Here is a 23,445-nt window from a genome sequence, read left to right on the forward strand (position 1 = left end):
GGTCGCCGCTTGCACGGCACTGCCCTGCGGGTCTATGGTCATCGCTCAACAACACACAGGAGACAACATGGCCATCGATCCGCGTTTCTCGGTTCTCGTTTCGGGATACACCTTCCTGGAGAGCCCCCGCTGGCACAACAACCGCCTCTGGCTGTCGGACTTCTACACGCACCAGGTCGTTCGCGTGGACCTGCAGGGCCAGGTGGAGAATGTCGCCGATGTGCCTGGACAGCCTTCAGGCATGGGCTGGTTGCCCGACGGGCGCTTGCTGGTGGTGTCCATGCGCGATCGAAGGATCCTGCGGCAGGAGGCCGACGGCCGACTCGTCACCCACACCGACCTGTCTTCTGTGGCGGGGGGCCACGCCAACGACATGGTGGTTGACTCGCACGGTCGCGCATACGTCGGCAACTTCGGCTTCGACCTCATGGGTGGCGGCACACCGCAAGCGGCCACGCTGGCACGGGTGGACCCCGATGGTTCGGTGCGTGTCGTGGCGAACGATCTGTACTTTCCCAACGGCAGCATGATCACGCCCGATGAAAAGACACTCATTGTTGGCGAGACCATGGGCAACCGCATCTCGGCCTTCGACATTCAGGCCGACGGGGCCCTGGGTCCGCGCCGAGACTGGGCTTCGTTCGGCCCCTTGCCGACACTGACCGACATCGGCACGGTGCTGGGCAGTCTCAAGGCAGCGCCCGACGGCGCCACCCTGGACGCCGAGGGTGCTGTCTGGTTTGCCGATGCCATCGCCAACCGGGTGGTGCGCATGGCGCCCGGCGGCGAAATCCTGGAGAGCATCTCCACCGGCGCCCTCGGCGCCTTCGCCTGCACGCTTGGTGGCCCGGACGGACGCACGCTGTTCATCTGCGTGGCGCCCGACTTCAACGAACACGCCCGCCAGCAGGCGCGCGAAGCGTCGGTGTGGACCACCGAGGTGAGCGTGCCCGGCGCCGGGCGACCCTGATCAGCGCGCCAGCACCGGCCCCAGCACGCGCCCGGTGTGCGTGTCCAGGCGCACCACCTCGTCGGGCGGTGCGGCGGCCACGATGAGGCCACCGCCGCCCCCACCCTCGGGGCCGAGGTCGATGATCCAGTCGGCTTCGGCCATCACGTCCAGGTCGTGCTCGATCACCACCACGCTGTGGCCGCCGTCCACCAGGCGGTGCAACACACGGATGAGCTTTTCCACGTCTGCCATGTGCAGGCCCACCGTGGGTTCGTCCAGCACGTACAACGTGTGCGGCGGCTTCTGGCCGCGGCGCGTGATGTCGTCGCGCACCTTGCTGAGCTCGGTCACGAGCTTGATGCGCTGCGCCTCGCCGCCACTGAGCGTGGGGCTGGGCTGGCCCAGCGTGAGGTAACCCAGGCCCACGTCCTTGAGCAGCTGCAGCGGGTGGCCGATGCTGGGCATGGCAGCAAAGAAATCGACCGCTTCGTCCACCTCCATCTGCAGCACGTCGCCGATGCTTTTTCCCTTCCAGGTCACGGCCAGGGTCTCGGGGTTGAAGCGAGCGCCGTGGCAGACCTCGCAGGGCACCTTCACGTCGGGCAGAAAGCTCATCTCGATGGTGCGCATGCCCTGGCCTTCACAGCCGGGGCAGCGGCCTTCGCCGGTGTTGAAACTGAAGCGGCCCGGGCCATACCCGCGCGCCTTGGCCTCCAGCGTATCGGCGTACAGCTTGCGCACCGTGTCCCAGAAACCGATGTAGGTCGCGGGACAGCTGCGCGGTGTTTTGCCGATGGGTGTCTGGTCGACTTCGAGCACACGGTCCACCGACTCGTATCCGCTCACGCTGGCGCAACCGGACCACGCCGGGTACTCGCCCCTGTCCATGGCGTCGCGGCCGGCCTTGGTGCTGCGTTGGGCAACGGCGGCGGCCACGTTGGTCAGCAGCACGTCGCGCGCCAGCGTCGATTTGCCGGAGCCGGAGACACCCGTGATGACCACCAGACGCTGCAGGGGAACGGCGGCGTCGAGTTGGTTGAGGTTGTGGAGTTGGGCGCCATGCACGCGCAGCCAATGACTTGCTCCCTCCCCCGCTGGGGGAGGGTTGGGGTGGGGGCTCGCCTGAGGAACTGCGCTCGGAGCGCCGGCCCCAATCCCTGCCTTCCCCCAAAGGGGGAAGGAGTCAACAGCCCTGCGCGGTTGCAGCGGGTGTTTCATCGCATGCAGCAAATAGCGCCCGGTCACCGACTCGGGGTTGGCCGACAAGTCGTCCACCGTGCCCTGCGCCACCACACGTCCACCGCGTTTGCCCGCGCTCGGCCCGATGTCGATGATGTGGTCGGCGCGGCGGATGGTGTCTTCGTCGTGCTCCACCACCACCAGGGTGTTGCCCATGTCACCGAGCTTGTGCAGCGCGTTGAGCAATATCGCGTTGTCGCGCGCGTGCAGGCCGATGGTGGGTTCGTCGAGCACGTAACACACGCCCTGCAGGTTGCTGCCGAGCTGCGCCGCCAGGCGGATGCGCTGCGCCTCGCCGCCGCTGAGCGTGGGCGCGCCGCGGTCCAGCGTGAGGTAGTTCAGGCCCACCTCTTCCAGAAAGGCCAGGCGGCTTTCGATCTCGGGCAGCAGGTCGCGTGCGATGCCGGTTTCGCGCGTGGACATCACGGCCTCTTTCATGAGACCTTGCACCCAGCTCCGAACCTCACGCACCGACAAGCGCGCCACGTCGGTGATGCCGACCGCGCTGAACTTCACCGCGCGCGCCTGGGCGTTCAGGCGCGTGCCCGCGCAACCGGGGCAGACCTCGTCCACGAGGTCTTCCACCTCGGGTTCGGCAAAGCTCTGTTCGCGCCCGCGCTCCTTGTCGTCGCGCACCGAATCGTCCAACACGGTGCGCTGGTCGCGCGAGAGCTTGAGGCCCGTGCCCACGCAATCGGGGCACCAGCCGTGTTTGCTGTTGTACGAGAACAGGCGCGGGTCGAGTTCGGGGTAGCTGGTGGCGCAAACCGGGCAGGCGCGCGTGGTGGAAAACACCTCCAGCTGGCCGAGTTCGCGGGTGGACGCACCTTCTTCGAGCGCACGGGCCAGGCCGTCGAGCGGGTGCAGCACATGCACCACGCCCTTGCCGATCTCCAGCGCCTTGGTGAGCTGGCTGCGCAGCTGGGCCTCGTTGTCGGCGCTCACCACGAAGTCGGCCACCGGCAGCTCGATGGTGTGTTCCTTGAAGCGGTCGATGCGCGGGAAACCGGTGGTGGGCAAAAACTCGCCGTCCACGCGCAGGTGGGTGTAACCCCGCGGGCGCGCCCAGTCGGCCAGCTCGGTGTAGACGCCCTTGCGGTTGACCACCAGCGGCGCCAGCAGGCCGATGTGCTGACCCGCGTAGCGCTTGAGGATGGCGGCCGCAATGCTGTCGGCGCTCTGCGGCATCACGGCTGCGCCGTCGTGCACGCAGTGCTGCGTGCCCAGCTTCACATAGAGCAGGCGCAGGAAATGCCAGACCTCGGTGGTCGTGCCCACCGTGCTCTTGCGCCCGCCGCGCGAGAGGCGCTGCTCGATCGCCACCGTGGGCGGGATGCCGTAGACCGCGTCCACCTCGGGCCGGCCCGCCGGCTGCACGATGCTGCGCGCGTAGGCGTTCAGGCTCTCCAGGTAGCGGCGCTGGCCTTCGTTGAACAGGATGTCGAAGGCCAGCGTGGACTTGCCCGAACCGCTCACACCCGAGATCACGTTGAACTGGCCGCGCGGGATGTTCACGCTCAGGTTCTTGAGGTTGTGTTCCTTGGCATTGACGATGCGGATGGCGTTGCCATGCTGGTCGCTGCGGCGCGCGGCGGCGGCCAGGCCGCTGGACTGGCCCAGGTAGTCGGCCGCGCGGCCTTCGCGCACCGCGTGCACCGCGCCCATGGAGAGTGCGTACTCGCGCAGCGCCTTGGCCGTGTGGCTGCTGGCGTGTTCACGCACCTGCTCCGGCGGGCCTTCGGCCACCACCAGACCGCCGGCGTCACCACCCTCGGGGCCGAGGTCGATCAGCCAGTCGGCCGAGCGGATCACGTCCAGGTTGTGTTCGATCACCACCAGCGAATGGCCGGCGTCGATCAGCTTGCGCAGGCTGCGCATGAGCTTGGCGATGTCGTCGAAGTGCAAGCCGGTCGTGGGCTCGTCGAAGAGGAAGAGCGTGCCCTTGCGCGAGAGCGGCTGGCGGCTCGCGCTGGCGCTTTTGGAAGCCTCGGCCAGGAAACCCGCGAGCTTGAGGCGCTGGGCCTCGCCGCCCGAGAGCGTGGGCACGGGTTGGCCGAGCTTCACGTACTCCAGGCCCACGTCCACGATGGGTTGCAGCACGCGGATGACTTCGCGGTCGGCCTTGAAGAGTTCGGCCGCTTCACTCACCGTGAGGTCGAGCACGTCGGCCACGTTGAGTGAACGATCGCCGCGTTCAATGCGCACCTCCAGGATCTCCGGCCGGTAACGTTTGCCGTCGCAGTCCGGGCAGCGCAGGTACACGTCGCTCAGGAACTGCATCTCCACATGCTCGAAGCCCGAGCCGCCACAGGTGGGGCAACGCCCGTCGCCGCTGTTGAAGCTGAATTTGGCCGGCGTGTAGCTGCGCTGGCGCGACAGTGGTGCGTCGGCGAACAGCGCGCGGATCGCGTCCCACGCGCCCACGTAACTCACCGGGTTGGAGCGCGCGGTCTTGCCGATGGGCGACTGGTCGACGAACACCACCTCGCCGAGTTGTTCGGCGCCCAGCAGGCGGTCGTGCGCGCCGGGCGTGTCGGTGGACTTGCCGAAGTGGCGCAGCAGCGCGGGCGCCAGCACGTCCTGGATCAGGCTGGACTTGCCCGAACCCGACACGCCGGTGACCACCACCAGGCGCTGCAGCGGGAACTCGACCGACACGTCCTTCAGGTTGTGTTCGCGCGCGCCTTCCAGGATGAGGCGCGGCGTGCTGTCGGTCACCGCGCGCTTGAAGCCCATGCCGATGGTCTTGCGCGCGCCGAGGTACGCGCCGGTCAGCGTGTCGGCGCTGCGAATGGCTTCGGGCGTGCCGTCGAACACGATCTGCCCGCCGCGCTCGCCCGGGCCCGGGCCCATGTCGATCAGGCGGTCGGCCGCGAGCATCACGGCCGGGTCGTGCTCCACCACCACCAGCGTGTTGCCGGCGTCGCGCAGGCGCAGCATCGCGTCGTTGATGCGTGCCATGTCGCGCGGGTGCAGGCCGATGCTCGGTTCGTCGAGCACAAACAGCGTGTTCACGAGGGACGTGCCCAGCGCCGTGGTGAGGTTGATGCGCTGCACCTCGCCGCCGCTGAGCGTGCGGCTCTGGCGGTCGAGCGTGAGGTAACCGATGCCGACCTCGCAGAGGTAACGGATGCGGGTGTTGATTTCGTCCAAAAGGAGCTTGAGGGCCTGCGCCTGGCCGGTGCTCGGCTCCTTCCCCCCCTGGGGGAAGGCGGGGATGGGGGCTTGCGCGAGGGAGGGAGCAAGAGAGGCGAAGAACGCGCGCAGCTTGTCCAGCGGCAACAACATCAGGTCGTGCAGACACAGCCCCGGCAGGGCCTCCACCTGCGAGCGGCTCCACTTCACGCCATGGGGCAAATAACGCTTCGCTGGCTTCAGCACCGCATCGGCCTGCAACTTCGTGCCCAGGCGCCAGAGCAGGCTGTCCGTCTTGAGGCGCGCGCCGCCACAACTCGGGCATTCGGTGTAGCTGCGGTACTTGGACAAGAGCACGCGGATGTGCATCTTGTAGGCCTTGCTTTCCAGGTATTCAAAGAAGCGGTCCACGCCGTACCAGTGCTGGTTCCACTTGCCGTTCCACTGTGGCGAACCCGCGCGCACCCAATGTTTCTGCTCCTCGGTCAGCTTGGCCCAGGGCGTGTCGCGCGGAATGCCGGCCGCTTCGGCGTGCCGCATCATGTCGTCCTGCGCCTCTTTCCAGGCCGGCGTCTGGAACACCTTGATCGCGCCCGCACGCAGCGTGAGCTTGTCGTTCGGGATCACCAGCCCGTAGTCCACCCCGATCACACGCCCGAACCCGCGGCAGGCCTCGCAAGCCCCCACCGCCGAGTTGAACGAAAACATCGACGGCGTCGGTTCGCTGTAGCGGATGTCGCTCTCGGGGCAATGCAGGCCGGTCGAAAAGCGCCAGATGTCGGGCTCACCCAATTGGGGGTCAGATTCCAATTTCAGGGCATACACCATGAGCTTGCCGCCGCCGCGCTTGAGGCCCACCTCGATGGCTTCCATCACCCGCGCCGGCTCGGTGGTACCGATGCGGAAACGGTCGGCCACCACGTCGAGCACCTTGATGGCTTCCATTGGCGCGGCCTTGCCCTTGCCCTTGGACTTGGCTTTTTCATCGGCGGCGGCGGCGGGTGCAGCGCGGTGCACGATGCGTTCGGCCTGCACGCGTGTGTAGCCGCTGGCGGAGAGCCACTGTTCGATTTCTTCCGGCGTGGTGCTCGCGGGCAGCTCCACCGGGAAGGTGACGACGAGTCGTGGGTCACCCTGCGCTGCGGCTCGCGCACTCAACTCCGCGTAAATCGACTCCGGCGAGTCGTGACGCACCAGCGCCGCGGTCTCGCGGTCGAACAGCTCGGCGCCGCGCGCAAACAACAGTTTGAGGTGGTCGTTGAGCTCGGTCATGGTGCCGACCGTGGAGCGTGAACTGCGCACCGGGTTGGTCTGGTCGATGGCAATGGCCGGTGGCACACCTTCCACGCGGTCCACCGCAGGCTTGTCCATGCGGTCCAGGAACTGGCGCGCGTAGGCGCTGAAGGTCTCCACGTAGCGGCGCTGGCCTTCGGCAAACAGGGTGTCGAACACCAGGCTCGATTTGCCCGACCCGCTGGGCCCGGTGACCACCGTGAGCTCGCCGGTGCGGATGTCCAGGTCGATGTTTTTCAGGTTGTGCTGGCGCGCACCGCGGATGCGGATCAGCCCAGTGCCACCTTCCGTCGGTCGGTCGCGCCCCTCATCGTCGGACGCGGGTTGAATCGCGCCCGCAGGCAACTCGGCGGGCAAAAAGGCATCGGACATGCAGGGGCTCCAGAGGGGGACGCAAAGATTCTACGGAGCGGAGCGGCATACCCCCTGGCGTGTACGTCATAACCACAATTTCCCGCCCGACCAAGCTGCCTAGACTGAGCCCACCTTTCGAGACAAGAACCATGCAAAACCACATCAAACCCTGGCCCCAACGCCTCTGCACCCTCGGCCTGGCCGGCCTCATCGCCTTTTCTGCTCCCGCGTGGGCCCAACTGCGCATCGGCAACCCCTCGGGCATCACCGGCTCGGTGGCGGCCGGGGTCAAGGAAAACATCGACGGCGCCAAGCTGTATTTCGACGCGGTGAACGCGCGCGGCGGTGTCAACGGCCAGAAGATCGATCTGGTGTCGGTGGACGACAAGTTCGACCCCAAGGTCACGGTGGAGGTGTCGCGCAAGCTCATCACCGAACAAAAGGTGCTGGCCCTGTTTTTGAACCGGGGCACGCCGCATTCACAAGCCCTGTTGCCCATGCTGGCCGAGCTCAAAGTGCCTTTGGTGGGCCCGAGCACCGGTGCCATGGTGTTGCACGAACCGGTGAACCCCTGGGTCTTCAACGTGCGCGCCACCTACCAGCGCGAAGCCGCCAAGGCCATCGAACACCTGGCCAGCATCGGCATGACGCGCATTGCCCTGCTGGAGACCGACGACTCCTTCGGCGCCGATTCGGCCGCGGGTGCGCTCAAGGGCTTTGCCACCGTGAAGCAGACCCCCGTGCTGCAAGAGAAATTCCCGCGCGACAAGCCCGACTTCACCGAACTCGCCGGCCGCGTCGCCAAGAGCAACGCCCAGGCTGTGATGATCATCGGCTCGGCCGGCAACGCCTCCAACGGCATGAAGGCGATCCGCGAAGCGGGTTCGCGGGCGCAGCTGGTCACGCTGTCCAACAACGCCTCGGAAGGCTTCATCAAGCTGCTGGGTGAACACGCGCGCGGCGTGATCGTCACGCAGGTGTTCCCCAACGAGCGTTCGGTGGCGTTTCCGCTGATCAAGGAAGCGCAGGACCTGGCCAGGGCCAAGGGCCTGGACGGTGTGTCGCCCGCGATGATGGAAGGCTTTGCCGCGGCCAAGGTGGTCACCGAAGGCCTGCGCCGCGCCGGCCCGAACCCGACCCCGGTGGCCCTGCGCGACGCACTGGAAGGCATTCGCAACTACGACATCGGCGGCCTGCAGATCAGCTACAGCGCCACAGACCACACGGGTCTGGATTTTTCCGATTTGTCCATCGTGAACGCCAGCGGCAAGTTCATGCGCTGAACCCAATTCCCCCCGATGCGCCTGCGGCGCTTCCCCCTCAGGGGGCAACACCTGCGGCCCGGCAGAGCCGGTTCCGCGGTGTTCTGGGTTGGGAGATCTGCACTCGTTGCAGGTTGGTGATCCTCAAGATTTCACGATCAGCACAGGCACCTTGGCGTGGGTCAGCACCTTCTGCGCCACGCTGCCCAGGATGAGCGCCTTCACACCTTGTCGGCCGTGTGAGCCCATCACGATCAGGTCGCAGTTTTCGGCCTCGGCCGTTTCAATGATCCCTTCGTAGATCACGTTGCGCTCGATGGTGTCGCCCGCGAACGGCACGCCCTCGGCCGCGCAGGCCATGCGCGCGGCGTCCAGCGCCACACCTGCCGCCGCCTTGGCCTCGGTCAGGTAGGCCTGCAGGCCGATGGCCGAGGCGTCGCCGATGCCGATGTAGGGGAAGGGGTCGATCACATAGACGCCGACGACTTGCGCGTCCTGGCTCTTGGCCAGGCCCACGGCGGCGCGGGTGGCGAACACGCTGAGGTCGGAACCGTCGGTGGGCAGCAGGATTTTCTTGAACATGGTCGCTCTCCTCGAACAGGGGTGGATGGAACGGGCCGCTCGCCGCAGCACCGTTTCATCCTAGGAGAGCCCCGGCACACCCGGCTTGCGTCAGATCAAACCGGGGTGGGTTCTTTCACGGACAAGGCGGGCCGCACGTCCACCGCACAGTACTTCAGTTCGGCGATCTTGCCCACCGGGTCCAGGGCCGGGTTGGTGAGCAGGTTGGCCGCGGCTTCCGCGTAGGCAAACGGGATGAAGGCGGTGTCCAGCGGCATGGCGTCGTCCAGCCGCACCGGCAGCGCCACTTCGCCTCGTCGCGAACGCACCTGCGCCAGCGCACCGGCCGCCAATCCCAGCCGCTGCGCGGTGGTGGTGTGCAGGCTCACCACCGGGCCGGGCTCGAGCGCGTCGAGCACATCGCTGCGCCGCGTCATGCTGCCGGTGTGCCAGTGCTCCAGCTGGCGCCCCGTGATCAGCACCATCGGGTAGCCGGTATCGGGCACCTCGGCCGGCGGCGTGACACTGGCCCCCACCAGCGTGGCGCGCCCGCTGTCGGTGGGAAACCCGTCGGTGAACACCACCGGGTGGCCCGGGTCGTCCTCGCTGCTCACCGGGTAGGTCACCGCGCCTTCGCGCTGCAGCCGCGCCCACGACAGGCCGGCGATGCTGGGCATCATGGCCCGCATCTCCTCGAACACGGCGCCGATGCCGCTGTGGGCATCGGAGGCGGCCGTGCCGTCGGCGGCCACGCCGTAGGTCCAGTCCAGGTCCAGGCGGCGCGCCAGCTGTTCGGTGATCCACGCGTCGGCCATGGCTTCACCTGGCGCGCGCACGGCCTTGCGGCCAAGCTGTACGCAACGGTCGGTGTTGGTCACGCTGCCGGTTTTCTCGGGCCAGGCGGTGGCGGGCAGCACCACGTCGGCCAGGCTCGCGGTCTCAGTCAGAAAGATGTCCTGCACCACCAGGTGGTCCAGTCCCGCGAGCGCCTCGCGCGCGTGGGCCGCGTCCGGGTCGCTCATGGCCGGGTTCTCGCCCTGGATCAGCATGGCGCGGATCTCGCGGCGGTGCGCGGCGTCGATGATTTCCACCACGGTGAGACCGGCTTCGCTGCCCAGCGTGCCGGGGGCCAGGTTCCACAGGCGCTCGGCCTTTTCGCGCGTGTGGGGGTCGCTCACCTTCTGGTAGTCGGGCAGCACCATGGGGATCAGCCCGGCGTCGCTCGCGCCCTGCACGTTGTTCTGTCCGCGCAGCGGGTGCAGCCCGGTGCCGGGGCGGCCGATCTGCCCGGTGATGAGCGAGAGCGCGATCAGGCAGCGCGCGTTGTCGGTGCCGTGCGTGTGCTGGCTGATGCCCATGCCCCAGAGGATCATGGCGTTCTTCGCCGTGGCGTAAGCGCGCGCCACCTCGCGCAGCGTGGTGGCGTCGATGCCGCAGACCGGCGCCATGGCTTCAGGAGAGAAGTCGACCAGGTGGGCCTTGAACTGCGCGAAGTCCAGCGTGTGCGCCTCGATGTAGGCCGGGTCGGTGAGGCCTTCGAACACGATGGTGTGCAGCAGCGCGTTGAGCAGGGCCACGTCGGTGCCCGGCTGGAAGCCCAGGTGTTTCCAGCTGTGGCGCGCGAGTTCGGTGCGGCGCGGGTCGGCCAGCACGAGCTTCAGGCCGTTGTTCTTCACCGCGTTCTTGATCCAGGTCGCGCCCACCGGGTGGTTCTGCGCCGGGTTGGCGCCGATCAGCAGCACAAAGTCGGCATGCTCCACGTCGCGCAGCGGGTTGGTGACCACGGCCGAGCCCAGGCCCTCCATGAGTGCGGCCACACTCGATGCGTGGCACAGGCGTGTGCAGTGGTCGACGTTGTGCGTGGCGAACGCGGTGCGGATCAGCTTCTGGAACAGGTAGGCCTCTTCGTTCGTGCCCTTGGCCGAACCGAAGCCGGCCACCGGGCCCTGGCGGCCGCGCGCGGGGGTGCTGGCCATGACGCGCTTGAAGCCGTTGGCGGCCGCGTCAAGCGCTTCGTCCCAGCTGGCTTCTCGGAAGAGTTCGCGCCAGTCGCGGCGCATCACCGCCTGCGGGTCTTTCGGCGCGTCGGCGCGTCGGATCAGCGGACGCGTGAGCCGCTCGGGGCTGTGCGCGTAGTCGAAGCCGAAGCGGCCCTTGACGCACAGCCGGCCTTCGTTGGCCGGGCCGTTGATGCCCTCGACGTGTTCGATCTTCTCGTCCGTCACGTGGTAGGTGAGCTGGCAGCCCACGCCGCAAAACGGGCAAACGGAATCGACGGTCTTGTCTGAAACCTTGGCGTACGCACCGTTGGCCGGCGCAATCGCACCCGTGGGGCAAGCCTGCACACATTCGCCGCAGGCCACGCAGGTGCTCTCGCCCATGGGGTCGTTCTGGTCGAACACGATCTGCGCGTGGCCACCACGAAACGCCAGGCCCAGCACGTCGTTGCCCTGCGTCTCGCGGCAGGCGCGGATGCAGCGCGTGCACTGGATGCAGGCGTCGAGGTTGACCGCCATCGCCGGATGACTCAGGTCTTGCACGGCGGCGGCACGAAGCGGAAAGCGCCCCGCCCTCGCACCCGCAACATCCGCCCAATGCGCCAGCTCGCTGTCGTGCTTGAGCGCGGCCGTGTCCGGCGCGTCCGACAGCAGCAGCTCCAGCACGGTCTTCTGCGCGGCGGCCGCGCGCGGGCTGTCGGTGGTGACCACCATGCCCGGCGCGGGCGCGCGGCAGCACGATGGTGCCAGCACGCGCTCGCCTTCGATCTCCACCACACAGGCGCGGCAGTTGCCCGGGCTGCGCAGGCCGTCCTTGTGGCACAGGTGCGGCACCGCCACACCGGCGCGCTGCGCGGCTTTCAGCAGGGTCTCGCCGGGCGCGGCTTCCACCGCGCGGCCATTGAGCGTGAAGGCGATCGGGGCCGCGTTCTGCGGCAGGTCGTTGGTCTTCATGCGTTCACCTCGTGGGGAAAGAAGCGCAGCACACTGTCGACCGGGTTGGGCGCGGCCTGGCCCAGGCCGCAGATGCTGGCGTCGCGCATCACCTGCGAGAGCTCGGCCAGCAGCGCTGCGTCCCACACCGGCGCCTGGATCAGTTCCACCGCCTTGGTGGTGCCGGCGCGGCAGGGTGTGCACTGGCCACACGATTCGTGTTCGAAGAAGCGCATGAGGTTCAGTGCCGCGTCGCGCGCCTTGTCGTGCTGGCCCAGCACGACCACCGCCATGGAGCCGACGAAGGCGCCGTGTTCGGCCAGGGTGTCGAAGTCCAGCGGCACGTCGGCCAGCGCAGCCGGCAGGATGCCGCCGGAAGCCCCGCCCGGCAGGTACGCGTACAGCGTGTGGCCCTCGGCCATGCCACCGGCGTGTTCGTCAATCAGTTCGCGCAGCGTGATGCCGGCGGGCGCGAGATACACACCCGGCTGCTTCACGCGGCCCGACACCGAGAAGCGCCGCAGGCCGTTGCGCCCGGCGCGGCCGTGCGTGTTGAGCCACGCGCCGCCGTGCGCCAGGATCTCGGGCAGCCACCACAGCGTCTCGGGGTTGTGCGCCAGCGTGGGCCGGCCAAACACGCCGTGCAGCGCGACGATGGGCGGCTTCAGGCGCGGCAGGCCGCGCTTGCCTTCCACCGATTCGATGAGCGCCGACTCTTCACCGCAGATGTAGGCGCCGGCGCCGCGCCGCAGTTCAATCACGGGCGGCGTGTAGCCGGGGTACTGCGCGGCGAGCGCCTGCAGGCGCCCTTGCAGCGTGTCGAGTTCACGCTGCAACAACACGCGGGCATCGTGGTATTCGTCGCGCAGGTACAGCCACACGTGATCGATGCCGACCACCTGCGCGGCGATCAACAGACCTTCCAGCACCTGCGGTGCACCGGCCTGCGCGCTGGTGAGCACGTGGCCGTCCTTGAAGGTGCCGACCTCGCCTTCGTCGATGTTGACCACCATGTGGCGTGGGCCGGGTTGCGCACGCACGGTTTCCCACTTGCGCCAGGCCGGAAAGCCCGCGCCGCCCAGGCCACGCAGGTTGGAAGCCTTGAGTTCGGCCAGCACCGCATCGGGGCCGCTTTCACCCGAGAGCAGACGTTGCAGTTGCTTGAGTTCGGACGCCTCGGGCACCGGCAGATCGCGGGGACCGGTGTCGCCGCTCTTGAGCAAGGCCTGCACCGCGTCAACCGTGGCATGCGGCAGCTGGCGCTGGCCCACGCAGGCGGCTGGCGCGCGGTGGCACTGGCCAATGCAGGGAGCGGGCTGCACACGCACCGATGGGTCGTCGGCCAACGCAGCCTGCAGATCGCTCATCAGGGTCGCGCTGCCGGCCATGGAACACGACAGGCTCTCGCACACGCGCACCACGGTGGCGGGCACGGCCGCGTCGTCGTCCACGATCTCGAAGTGGTGGTAGAAGCTCGCGACCTCGAACACCTCGACCTGGCTGAGCTTGAGGTGTTCGGCCAAGGCTGCCAGGTGGCCGTGGCGCAAGGCGCCTTCGCCGTCCTGCAGCCGGTGCAGGTGTTCGATCAGCAGGTCGGCTCGCGGCGCCAGGCCGGTGCACAGAACAGCCACGCGCTCGCGTGCCTGTGGCGAGGTCTGGCGGCCTTTGGGTGTGTGGCGCGGCGGGCCGCGGCGCACGGCTTGCGCGGGGCGGATGGGGATCACGGTGGTCATGCCGACACACTAGCACCGCAGCCGGGTTTTAATATGTTCTTCATTGCATAAACCCGTGCCCACCGCCATGCTGCGCATCACCCTGCAACCCCGATGGCAAATCAGCCAGGACGGCGGCCCCGCGCTGGACGCCAACACCTTGCTGCAGCTGCTGGCGGCGGTGCAGGCCTCGGGCAGCATCTCGCAGGCGGGCCGCGAACTGGACCTCTCGTACCGCCACGCCTGGGGTTTGCTGCAGCAGGCCGAAGCGCTGTTTGGCCAGGCGCTGCTGGTGCGCGGGCGGGGACGCGGCTCCGCGCTGACCGAGCTGGGCGACAAGCTCATCTGGGCGGACGCGCGCATCGGCGCGCGCTTGCAGCCGCTGCTGGAATCGCTGGCCTCGGAATTTGAAGGGGAACTCGGGCGCGTGCAACGCAAGCAACGCGCGGTACCGCGCCTGCACGCCAGCCACGGGTTTGCCGTGGCCGCGCTGCGCGAGCAGCTGGCCGCGCGCCAGGTGCCGGTGGAACTGCGCTACCGCAACAGCCTGGAAGCCGTGGCCGCGCTCGCACAGGGTGACTGCGAGCTGGCCGGTTTTCACGTGCCGCTGGGCGAGTTTCAGGCCGCCGCCGTGCAGCGCTACCTGCCCTGGCTCAAGCGCGACCAGCACCGGCTGGTGCACCTGGCCGTGCGCACGCAAGGCCTGTTTTGTGCACCGGGCAACCCGAAGGGCATTCAAGGCCTGGGCGACCTCAGCCGGCGTGACCTGCGCTTTGTCAACCGGCCCGAAGGCTCGGGCACGCGCGTGCTGACCGACCTGCTGCTGCAGCGCCACGGCATCGACGCACACGCGGTGACCGGCTTTGAAAACACCGAGCTGACCCACGCCGCTGTGGCCGCCTATGTGGCCAGCGGCATGGCCGACGTGGGCATCGGTGTTCAAACGGCAGCGCACCGCTTCGGCCTGCACTTCATTCCGCTGCTCAAAGAGCGCTACTTCTTTGCCCTGCCGTCCGACGCCATGGACCGCGCGGAACTGCGCCCGGTGCTCGGCGTGCTGCGTTCACCCGCCTTCCGCTCGCGCGTGGCCGCGCTGCAGGGCTACGAAGCCGCGAGCACCGGCCAGGTGTTGGCGCTGAGCGAAGCCTTCGCCGACTGACTCAAGCGCCCGAGACGCCAGCGCGCTCCAGCATCGCGTGCAGCAGCACGTTGCAGCCGGCGGTGATGTGCGCGGGTTTGGCGTCTTCGATCTCGTTGTGGCTGATGCCGTCCTTGCACGGGATGAAGATCATGCCGGCCGGGGCCAGCTGCCCGGCGTAAATGGCGTCGTGCCCGGCGCCCGAGACCACCGGCATGTGGCTCAGGCCCAGTTGCTCGGCCGCGCTCTGCACGGCCTGCACACAGCCCGCGTCGAACGGCTGCGCCGCGTAGCTGGACACCAGCTCGATGCCGATCGCCATGCCGGTCTCGGCGCTCAGGCGCGCGGCGAGCGCACGCACTTCCGCGACCTGCTGGTCCACCAGCGCGTCGGTGCTGTTGCGTAGGTCGATGGAGAACTTCACCTGGCCAGGAATCACGTTGCGGCTGTTGGGGTGCACCTGCACCATGCCCACGGTGCCGCGCCCGTGCGGACCGTGGCGCAAGGCCGAAGCCACCACCTCCTGCATGAGCAGCGTGGCCACCTGCAGCGCGTCGCGCCGCAGCGCCATGGGCGTGGGGCCGGCGTGCGCCTCCATCCCGGTCACGGTGCAGTCGAACCAGCGGATGCCGAGCACGCCGTGCACCACGCCGATGGTGACGTCGGCGTCCTCGAGCACCGGGCCTTGTTCGATGTGGGCCTCGAAGTAGGCGCCGATGGGGTGATCACCCGGCTCCTGATCGCCGATGTAGCCGATGCGCTCCAGCTCATCGCGCACGCTCTTGCCCTCGGTGTCGCGCGCGGCGTAAGCGTGCTCCAGCGTGAAGGCCTTGGCAAACACGCCCGAGCCCATCATCACCGGCACAAAGCGCGAACCTTCTTCGTTGGTCCAGAACGCCACCTCGATCGGCGCTTCGGTCTGGATGCCGTGGTCGTTGAGCGTGCGCACCACCTCGATGCCGGCGAGCACACCGTAGTTGCCGTCGAACTTGCCGCCGGTGGGCTGGGTGTCGATGTGGCTGCCGGTCATGACCGGGGGCAGCGCCGGGTTGCGTCCGGGACGGCGCATGAACACGTTGCCGATCTTGTCGACCGTGACGCTCATGCCGGCATCGCGCGCCCAGCGCGTCACGAGGTCGCGGCCCTGGCGGTCGAGGTCGGTGAGCGCGAGGCGGCACACGCCACCCTTGGGCGTGGCGCCGATCTGCGCCAGCTCCATCAGCGAGGCCCACAGGCGTTCGCCGTCGATGCGCAGGCCGGTGGAGACAGGAGATGGTGTGAGGGTGTTCATGGCAATTCGGTTTCGGGTTGGGGGGTGTCGCGGTAGGCGGCGAAGGCATCGCGCAGGCGCCGGCCCCGCACCGGCGTGTCGACCAGCGAGCGTTCGAGCTCCACCAGGTGTTTGCGCATTTCGGCCGCGGCGGGCGCGCTGCCGCGCAGCAGCGCATCGATCACGTCCACATGGCGGTGCGCCACGCAGACCTGGCCACCGTCGACCTTGAAGCGCGCCATCAGCAGCGAGGTCGTGGGCAGCAGGCCGTTGAGCAGGCGGCCGAACACGGGGTTGCCGTGCATGCGCGTGAGCGCGTGGTGAAACTCGCCCGACATGCGGATGGCTTCGGCCCGGTCGCCGCGCTGGTCGGCGGCCTGCTCGGCCTGCGCCACCGCGCGCAGCTCGGCCAGTTGCTCAGGTGTCAACCGGCCGCCGAGGCGGCGCGCCACCTCGCATTCAACAATGCGGCGCGCTTCGAACACATGGACCGCGTCTTCCAGGCTGGGCAGCGGCACGCGCGCGCCGCGGTTGTGGCGCAGCTCGATCACCTGGTCTTGCGCCAGGCGCTGCAGGGCCTGGCGCACCACCGTGCGCGAGACCTTGAATTCGGTGGCCAACTCGGCTTCGCGCAGCCATTCGCCGGGCGCGAGCCGGTGTTCGAGAACGGCAAGGTAGATGGCCTCGTACACCCGGTCGGTGGCGGTGCCGTCAGGGTCGGTGGGCGGGGGCGACAGGGGCAGCTCGGTGTTCATGGATCAACATTGGATCAGGCTTGGCCAACCGGCGCCTTGGGGGTCTATTTGCCCGTTCCCCGGTTGATGCGTTCGGCCAGGCGCACCAGGCTGCGGTCGCTGCCGCGCGGGCCCAGCAGCGAGATGCCCAGCGGCGCACCGGCGCGGCGCGCAAGCGGCAGGCTGAGCTGCGGAAAGCCCGACAAACCCGCCACGCACAGCAGGCGGATGGCGCGGTTGCGGTAATCCTCCAGCGCGCTGTCCGGGTCGGCCACACGCGGCGCGATGTCGGGCATGGTGGGCAGCACCAGCACGCCGTCGTCGCCCAGCAGTTGCGTGAGGTGGTCGGTGAAGCGCTCACGGAAGACACGGCCCTCGGCAGCCTGCGCGTCGGTCACGTTGGAACTCCACTCAAAGCGCTGCGCCACGCCCGGGCCCAAGGGCGGCGCAAAGCGGCGGATGAAATCGCCATCGACCTGCCACGACTCGTGGCCCTGAATGTGGCGGAAGTGCCAGTACATCGCGTCCAGGCTGTCCAGCACCACCTGCGCCTTGCCGGCCTTGCCGAGCACCGCCTCGATCTGGCTGCGCGCGGGCGCCAGCGCCTTGCGGGCCTCGGGTGTGGCCAGCGCCCACAGGTCGGCCGGGGCGAGCAGGCGCAGGTTTTTCGGCAGCGGCATTGCGTCGTCGCCGAGCAGCACGTTGGCCACGCGCGCGAAGGTGGGCACGTCGCGCGTGAACCAGCCGCAGGTGTCCAGGCTGGGCGCGAGGTCGAGTGCGCCCTGCAGGCTCACGCGGCCGTGGCTGGGTCGCAGGCCGACCAGGCCGCAGTGGCTGGCGGGGGCCCGCACCGAGCCGCCGGTGTCGGTGCCCAGCGCAAAGTCGCACAGGCTGTGCGACACGGCCGCCGCCGAGCCACACGATGAGCCGCCGGCAATGCGGTCGGGTGCGGCGCCGTTGATGGGCGAGCCGAAGTGAGCGTTCTGTCCGTTCATGGAGAACGCCAGCTCGTCGGTGATGGTCTTGCCCACAAAGCGCGCGCCCGCGTCCAGCAAGGTCTGCACGGTGGGCGCCGTGCGGCTCTGCACGCCGAGCAACGCCAGCAGCAAGGGCTGGCCACCGCTGGTGGGGTAACCGTGGATGTGGAACAGGTCCTTGACGCCGAAGCCCAGGCCGGCGAGCGGGCCGGTGGCCGCGCGCGGAACCGGCACGGCGGGGTAGGGCATGAAGGCGCGGGCGGGGTCGTGCAGAACGTCGGCGTGGGGTGTCATGGGGTTCTTGTGATGGATGAGGTCAGAGAGCCGTTTCGGCCACGCGGTGGCAGCGCACGCTGTGGCCAGCAGCGAGCCAGCTGATCTCGGGGCGGGTGGTCTTGCAGGCGTCCTGCACCATGCGGCAGCGGTCGGAAAACGCACAGCCGGCGGGCAAGGCGGTGAGGTCGGGCGGTGAACCGGCGATGGTCTCCAGCCGCGTTCCCTTGGGCAGCGCACCGCTGGCGCGGCTCTTGAGCAGGGCCAGCGTGTAGGGGTGGCGCGGCGCGCGCAACAGGGTGGCCGCAGCGCCCTCTTCCACGATGCGCCCGGCGTACATCACCGCGATGCGGTCGGCCACCTCCACCGCGGCCCCGATGTCGTGGGTGACGAAGATCACCGACAGGCCGAGCTCGCGCTGCAGCTCGCGCAGCAGCAGCAAGATCTGGATCTGCACCGTGGCGTCCAGCGCGGTGGTGGGCTCGTCGGCCAGCAGCAGCTGGGGCCGGCAGGCCAGGGCCAGCGCGATCATGGCGCGCTGGCGCATGCCGCCCGACATTTCATGCGGGTAGGCCTGCAGCCGCCGCTCGGGGCTGGGGATGCGCACGCGCTCGAACAGTTCCAGCGCACGTTGCTGGGCCTGCGCCGCACTCACGTTTTCATGGCGGCGGATCGCCTCGGTGATCTGCGCGCCCACCGAATACACCGGGTCGAGCGCGAGCAGCGGCTCCTGGAAGATCATGGACGCGACCTTGCCGCGGTAGTCGGCCAGGGCCTGGGTGCCGAGCGCGAGCACGTCCTGGTCGCCCACGCGCATGGCGCCTTCGATGCGGCTGCGCCCGGGCGGGTGCAGCCGCAGCAGGCTGCGCAGCGTGACGCTCTTGCCCGAGCCGGATTCGCCGATGAGCGCCACCACCTCACCGCGCTTGACCTGCAGGTCCACACCGTTGACGGCCTCCACCGGCTTCTTGCCGCCGGTGAAGGTGACGCGCAGGTTGCGCACGTCGACGAAGGGTTTGTCGGTGTCTGTGCTCATGCGGCTTCCTTCAACAACACAGGCGCTTCGGTGTGGCCGCTGTCGGCCACGTGCATCCAGCACGACGCGACCTGGCCCTGCTCGATGGGGCTGAGCGTGGGCACCCGTTCGCTGCACAGGGCCTGCGCGTGCGCGCAGCGGGTGTGGAAACGGCAGCCCGGTGGCGGGTTGATCGGGTTGGGCGGATCGCCGGCCAGCGGCGGCACCTCGGTGCGGTGGTCCGGGTCCATGGACGGAATGGACGAGAGCAGCGCGCGCGTGTACGGGTGGGCCGGGTGGTCGAACAGGGTTTCGCTCTCGCCGATCTCGGCCACCTGGCCGAGGTACATCACCATCACGCGGTCGCTCATGTAGCGCACCACGTTGAGGTCGTGGCTGATGAAGATGTAGGTCAGGCCGAACTCGTCCTTGAGGTCGAGCAGCAGGTTGAGCACCTGTGCTTCGACCGACTTGTCCAGCGCCGAGACGGCTTCGTCCAGGATGATCAGGCGCGACTGCAGGGCCAGCGCACGCGCGATGTTCACGCGCTGGCGTTGACCGCCCGACAGCTCGTGCGGGTAGCGCTCGGCGAACCGCCGCGGCTCCAGGCCCACGCGCGCGAGCAGGTCGCGCGCGCGCTCCACCGCCTCCTGACGCGGCAGCCCGTGCACCTGCGGTGCAAAGGCGATCGAGTCCTCCATCGTCAGGCGCGGGTTGAGCGAGGCGTAGCTGTCCTGGAACACCATCTGCGTCTGGCGGTGGAATTGCTTGAGGCTGAGCGCGGCGCCGCCCACGGTCTGGCCATCGAACACGATCTCGCCGCGGTCGGGCCGGATCAGCTGCATGAGCAGGCGCGCGGTGGTGGACTTGCCGCAGCCCGACTCGCCCACCACGCCCAGGGTCTCGCCCTTGAAGACGTCGAAGTCGATGCCGTCGACCGCACGCACCACGCCGCCACCGCGACCGAACACGTCTTTCTTGAGCGGGAAATGTTTGACCAGGCCGCGCACACCCATGAGGGGTTGTGCCGGGCCGCCGATGTCGGGGGTGCTCAGGCTCATTGTTTGATCTCCATCGCTGAACGCAGGCCGTCGGCCAGGAGGTTGAAGGCGATCGAGGTGATGAAGATCATCACGCCGGGCAAAGCCGCGATCCACGGTTGCACGTAGATGGCGGTGCGCAAGGTGTTGAGCATCAGGCCCCACTCGGGCTCAGGCGGCTTCACACCGAGGCCCAGAAAACTCAGGCCCGAGGCCAGGATCATGGCCACCGCGATCAGGCTGGTGGCGTACACAAAGATCGGCCCGAGCACATTGCCCAGCACGTGCACCCGCACGATGGTGAAGGCGTTGGCGCCCGAGGCGCGCGCCGCGTCCACAAAGTCGCGTCCGCGTATCTGCGTGGTCACGCTCTCGGCCACCCGCGCAATCGGCGGTATGAACACGATGGTCAGCGAGATCAGCGAATTGGTGATGCCTGCGCCGAGTGCGCCCGAGAGCGCAATGGCCAGCAGCACCGAGGGGAAGGCATAAAACACGTCGATGGTGCGCATCATCACGGTGTTGAGCGTGCCGCCGGCGTAGCCCGCGGTGATGCCGATCAGCGAGCCCACCACAAACGCCAGGACCACCGGCGTGATGCCCATGAACAGCGAGAGCCGCGCGCCCACCATGAGGCGCGAGAGCATGTCGCGCCCGAGTTCGTCGGTGCCCAGCGGGTGGCCTTCGAAGCCGATGGGCTTCAAGCGCTTCATCATCGACGAGGCGTACGGATCGGACGGCACCAGCCAGGGGCCGAACACCGCCAGGATGAGCAGGATCAGCACCACCACCGCCGCGCCGATGGCCACGCGGTCGCGCATGAAACGCCGACCCACGGTCTGCCAGTAACCCGGTGACCGTTCGAACACGAGAGCGGGCACCTTGCCCGGATCCACTGCAACTTGAAGCATGGGTGTGTCTTTCGGTTCAGCGGGCAATGCGGGGATCGAGCAGCGTCTGGATCACATCCACCACGAGGTTGAGCACCACGAAGAACATGGCCAGCACGAGGATGGTTCCCTGCAGCAGCGGCAGGTCGCGCTGGAAGATGGCCGAGTTCAACAGGAAGCCGGTGCCCGGCCACGAGAACACGGTCTCGATGAGGATGGAGCCACCCAGCAGGTAGCCCAGCTGCAGGCCCATGACGGCCAGTGCGGTGGGCGCGGCGTTCTTCACCACGTGGGTGAACACGCCCACATCGGTGAGGCCCTTGGCGCGCAGTCCGACGATGAATTCCTGCGCCAGGATGTCGGCCACCAGCGCGCGCACGGTGCGCGCGATGATGCCCATGGGAATCACGCTCATGGTCACGGCCGGCAGGATCATGTGTTTGACATGCTCCCAGTCCCAGATCCATTCGCTGGAGCCACCCGGGCCGGCGCCGCCGGGCGGCAGCCACATGAGGATGCTGGAGAAGACGATGACCAACACCATGCCCAGCCAGTAGTGCGGCACGCTCACGCCCAGCACCGAGGTGAGCGAGGCGGCCTTGTCGAGCCAGGAATTCTGGAAGTAACCCGCCACAAAACCGAACAGGCAGCCGAAGATGAATCCGATCAGCGTGGCCAGCACGGCCAGGCGCAAGGTGTTGACCACCGCGCGCATCACCTCTTCGGTGACGGCCCGGCCCGAGGCAATGGAGGTGCCCAGGTCACCCTGCAACGCGCGCCAGACCCAGCTGACGAATTGCTCGGGGTACGAGCGGTTGAAGCCGTAGAGCTCGATCAGCTGCTGCTGCAGCTCGACCGACGCGTCCGGCGGCAGGATGGAGACCAGCGGGTCGCCCGGCGAGAGGTGCACCAGGGCAAAACACACCAGTGCCACGCCCAGCATGATGGGCAGCGTGTAGATCACACGCCGGAAGAGAAACGTCAGCATCGCGCGAACCTCCGGTCAACAACCTGTCAGACCCCGCGGCCCACACGGGCCACGGGGTGGAGGCGGATCAGTCCACCGACATCGGGGCGATGTCGATGAACCAGCTGCGCGGCTGCACCACGCCCTTGACCTTGGCGCTCATGGCGCGTGGACCCACGTCGTGCGCGATCCACACAAACGGCGCCTCTTCCACGATGCGGGCGTGCAGCTTGGCCAATGCGGCGTCGCGCTCCTTGTCGTCAAAGCTGGTGCGTGCATCGGCGATCAGCTTGTCGAACTCGGGGTTGCCGAAGTAGCCCCAGTTGTTGGACACCGGCGGGAAGGTCTTGGTGCTGGTGAAACGCACCATGGCGAAGAACGGGTCCATGGCGGCGAAGCTCACGTTCGTGGCGTGGCTGCCGTTGGCCGACGGGTCCTTGGCACCCTTGCGCCAGTTGGTGAACAGCGTGTTCCATTCGATGACGTCGAATTCGATGTCGATGAAGCATGCTTTCAGCGACTGCTGCACGAACTCGTTCATGGGCAGCGGCTGCATCTGGCCCGAACCCGAGGCGGAGATCTGCACCTTGGCCTTCATGGGTTTGGCGGCCGAGAAGCCGGCCTGCGTCATGAGCGCCTGAGCGGCCTTCACGTCGTACTTGATGTCGAACTTGGGGTTGCCCCACCAGGGGTGGCCCGGCGGCACGGTGCCCTTGGGCACGGCCATCATGCCGCCCAGGAAGGTCTTGAGGCCTTCGCGGTCCACGCACAGGTTGGCCGCGTGGCGCACGCGCTTGTCGAGCCAGGGCGAGCCCTCGGCAAACGACAGCTGCCACGGCCACACGTGCGGCTGGGCGTTGCTGTAGATCTTGAAGCCGCGCTGCGTGATCTGCGGCATGGCGTCGGGCGCGGGCGCTTCGATCCAGTCGACCTGGCCGGACAGCAGCGCGGCCGTGCGGGCGTTGGCTTCGGGCATGGGCACCATCACCACACGGTCGATCTTGGGCGTGCGCTTGGGGTCCCAGTAGGTCTTGTTGGCCACCATCTCCAGGCGCTCGCGCGGCAGGAAGCGGGCCATCTTGAAGGGGCCGCTGCCCGACGCATCGGCGGCAAACGCGACCCAGGCGTTCTTGGACTTCTCCGCGGGCGTGGCGCCGGCGGCGGCTTCAAACTTCTTCTGCCAGTGGGCCGGTGAGGCCATGAACAGGTTGGTCAGGTTCAACGGCAGAAACGCGTCGGGCTCGCTGGTGGTGAGCTCCACCGTGAGGTTGTCGATTTTGCGGGCGCTGCGCAGCGTGGGCATGCGCGAGGCGGTCACACCGACCTGGCTGGCGTCGAAATGCAGGGCGTCCTTGTCGAGCACCTTCTGCACGTTCCACACCACCGAGTCGGCGGTGAGGTCGGAGCCATCGTGGAACTTCACACCGGGGCGCAGCTTGAAAACCCACTTGGTCTTGTCGGCGGCGTCGGTGGTCCACGAGGTGGCCAGGCCGGGGATCAGCACGCTGGCCGCATCACCCTTGGACAGGTCCCAGTGCGTGAGCGCGTCGTACATCGGGATGCCGGTGAAGCGGTTGCCTTCGAAGCCCTGGTCGGGCTGGCCGAGCGTGCGCGGAATGTCGGCCGCGGTCATGGCGATGCGCAAGACCTTTTCTTGCGCCATCACGGTCGGCGAGGCCAGGGTGGCGATCAGGCCGGCGGCC

15 protein-coding genes are annotated in these 23,445 nt (G+C 68.2%); 3 read left to right on the forward strand and 12 right to left on the reverse strand.

Annotation, left to right across the window (positions count from 1 at the left end):
- The first annotated feature begins 67 nt into the window (after positions 1-67).
- The gene (locus BSY239_RS17720; protein ID WP_069047960.1) at positions 68-970 is read left to right on the forward strand and encodes an SMP-30/gluconolactonase/LRE family protein; all 903 of its coding nucleotides are present in this window, start codon (positions 68-70) and stop codon (positions 968-970) included.
- Here BSY239_RS17720 and uvrA read toward each other — a convergent pair whose 3' ends face one another.
- Positions 971-6,991 carry an excinuclease ABC subunit UvrA gene (gene uvrA / locus BSY239_RS17725; protein ID WP_083240056.1) on the reverse strand — a complete coding sequence of 2,007 codons (6,021 nt, stop codon included), beginning with the start codon at positions 6,989-6,991 and terminating at the stop codon, positions 971-973.
- Between the two features lie 131 nt (positions 6,992-7,122).
- On the opposite strand from uvrA, the gene BSY239_RS17730 reads away from it, so the two are divergent.
- On the forward strand, positions 7,123-8,256 hold the full coding sequence (locus tag BSY239_RS17730) for an ABC transporter substrate-binding protein (protein WP_083240057.1): 1,134 nt from the start codon (positions 7,123-7,125) through the stop codon (positions 8,254-8,256).
- A 123-nt stretch (positions 8,257-8,379) separates the two neighbouring features.
- On the opposite strand, the gene BSY239_RS17735 is transcribed toward BSY239_RS17730, so the two are convergent.
- The 3 genes from BSY239_RS17735 to BSY239_RS17745 all read right to left on the reverse strand — a co-directional run bounded on the left by BSY239_RS17735 (position 8,380) and on the right by BSY239_RS17745 (position 13,459).
- A complete protein-coding gene (locus BSY239_RS17735; protein WP_069047961.1) occupies positions 8,380-8,817 on the reverse strand; it encodes a universal stress protein in 438 nt (145 codons plus the stop codon).
- Positions 8,818-8,912: 95 nt separating this feature from the next.
- Positions 8,913-11,747 (reverse strand): molybdopterin-dependent oxidoreductase, encoded by a 2,835-nt coding sequence (locus BSY239_RS17740; protein WP_069047962.1) that lies wholly within the window; start codon positions 11,745-11,747, stop codon positions 8,913-8,915.
- Positions 11,744-13,459 carry an NADH-ubiquinone oxidoreductase-F iron-sulfur binding region domain-containing protein gene (locus tag BSY239_RS17745; protein WP_069047963.1) on the reverse strand — a complete coding sequence of 572 codons (1,716 nt, stop codon included), beginning with the start codon at positions 13,457-13,459 and terminating at the stop codon, positions 11,744-11,746. The genes BSY239_RS17740 and BSY239_RS17745 overlap by 4 nt, the downstream gene beginning before the upstream one ends.
- Before the next feature lie 67 nt (positions 13,460-13,526).
- On the opposite strand from BSY239_RS17745, the gene BSY239_RS17750 reads away from it, so the two are divergent.
- Positions 13,527-14,597, forward strand: coding sequence for a substrate-binding domain-containing protein (locus BSY239_RS17750; protein WP_069049075.1), 1,071 nt, complete (start codon positions 13,527-13,529; stop codon positions 14,595-14,597).
- A gap of 1 nt (position 14,598) precedes the next feature.
- Here BSY239_RS17750 and BSY239_RS17755 read toward each other — a convergent pair whose 3' ends face one another.
- The 8 genes from BSY239_RS17755 to BSY239_RS17790 all read right to left on the reverse strand — a co-directional run bounded on the left by BSY239_RS17755 (position 14,599) and on the right by BSY239_RS17790 (position 23,405).
- Positions 14,599-15,867, reverse strand: a complete 1,269-nt coding sequence (locus BSY239_RS17755) for a Zn-dependent hydrolase (protein ID WP_069047964.1) — start codon at positions 15,865-15,867, stop codon at positions 14,599-14,601.
- Positions 15,864-16,601, reverse strand: coding sequence for a GntR family transcriptional regulator (locus BSY239_RS17760; RefSeq protein ID WP_069047965.1), 738 nt, complete (start codon positions 16,599-16,601; stop codon positions 15,864-15,866). The genes BSY239_RS17755 and BSY239_RS17760 overlap by 4 nt, the downstream gene beginning before the upstream one ends.
- Positions 16,602-16,645: 44 nt before the next feature.
- Entirely contained in the window at positions 16,646-17,851 is a 1,206-nt protein-coding gene (locus BSY239_RS17765; protein WP_069047966.1) for an amidase, read from the reverse strand.
- Between the two features lie 22 nt (positions 17,852-17,873).
- Positions 17,874-18,866: an ABC transporter ATP-binding protein gene (locus tag BSY239_RS17770; RefSeq protein ID WP_069047967.1), complete on the reverse strand. Its 993-nt coding sequence runs from the start codon at positions 18,864-18,866 to the stop codon at positions 17,874-17,876.
- Entirely contained in the window at positions 18,863-19,906 is a 1,044-nt protein-coding gene (locus BSY239_RS17775) for an ABC transporter ATP-binding protein (protein ID WP_069047968.1), read from the reverse strand. Before BSY239_RS17775 ends, BSY239_RS17770 begins: the two co-directional genes overlap by 4 nt.
- On the reverse strand, positions 19,903-20,796 hold the full coding sequence (locus tag BSY239_RS17780; RefSeq protein ID WP_069047969.1) for an ABC transporter permease: 894 nt from the start codon (positions 20,794-20,796) through the stop codon (positions 19,903-19,905). Before BSY239_RS17780 ends, BSY239_RS17775 begins: the two co-directional genes overlap by 4 nt.
- Before the next feature lie 16 nt (positions 20,797-20,812).
- Entirely contained in the window at positions 20,813-21,763 is a 951-nt protein-coding gene (locus BSY239_RS17785; protein WP_069047970.1) for an ABC transporter permease, read from the reverse strand.
- A gap of 67 nt (positions 21,764-21,830) precedes the next feature.
- Positions 21,831-23,405, reverse strand: a complete 1,575-nt coding sequence (locus BSY239_RS17790) for an ABC transporter substrate-binding protein (protein WP_236944210.1) — start codon at positions 23,403-23,405, stop codon at positions 21,831-21,833.
- Positions 23,406-23,445: the final 40 nt, after the last annotated feature.

The organism is Hydrogenophaga sp. RAC07 (assembly GCF_001713375.1).
Lineage (GTDB): Bacteria > Pseudomonadota > Gammaproteobacteria > Burkholderiales > Burkholderiaceae_C > Hydrogenophaga.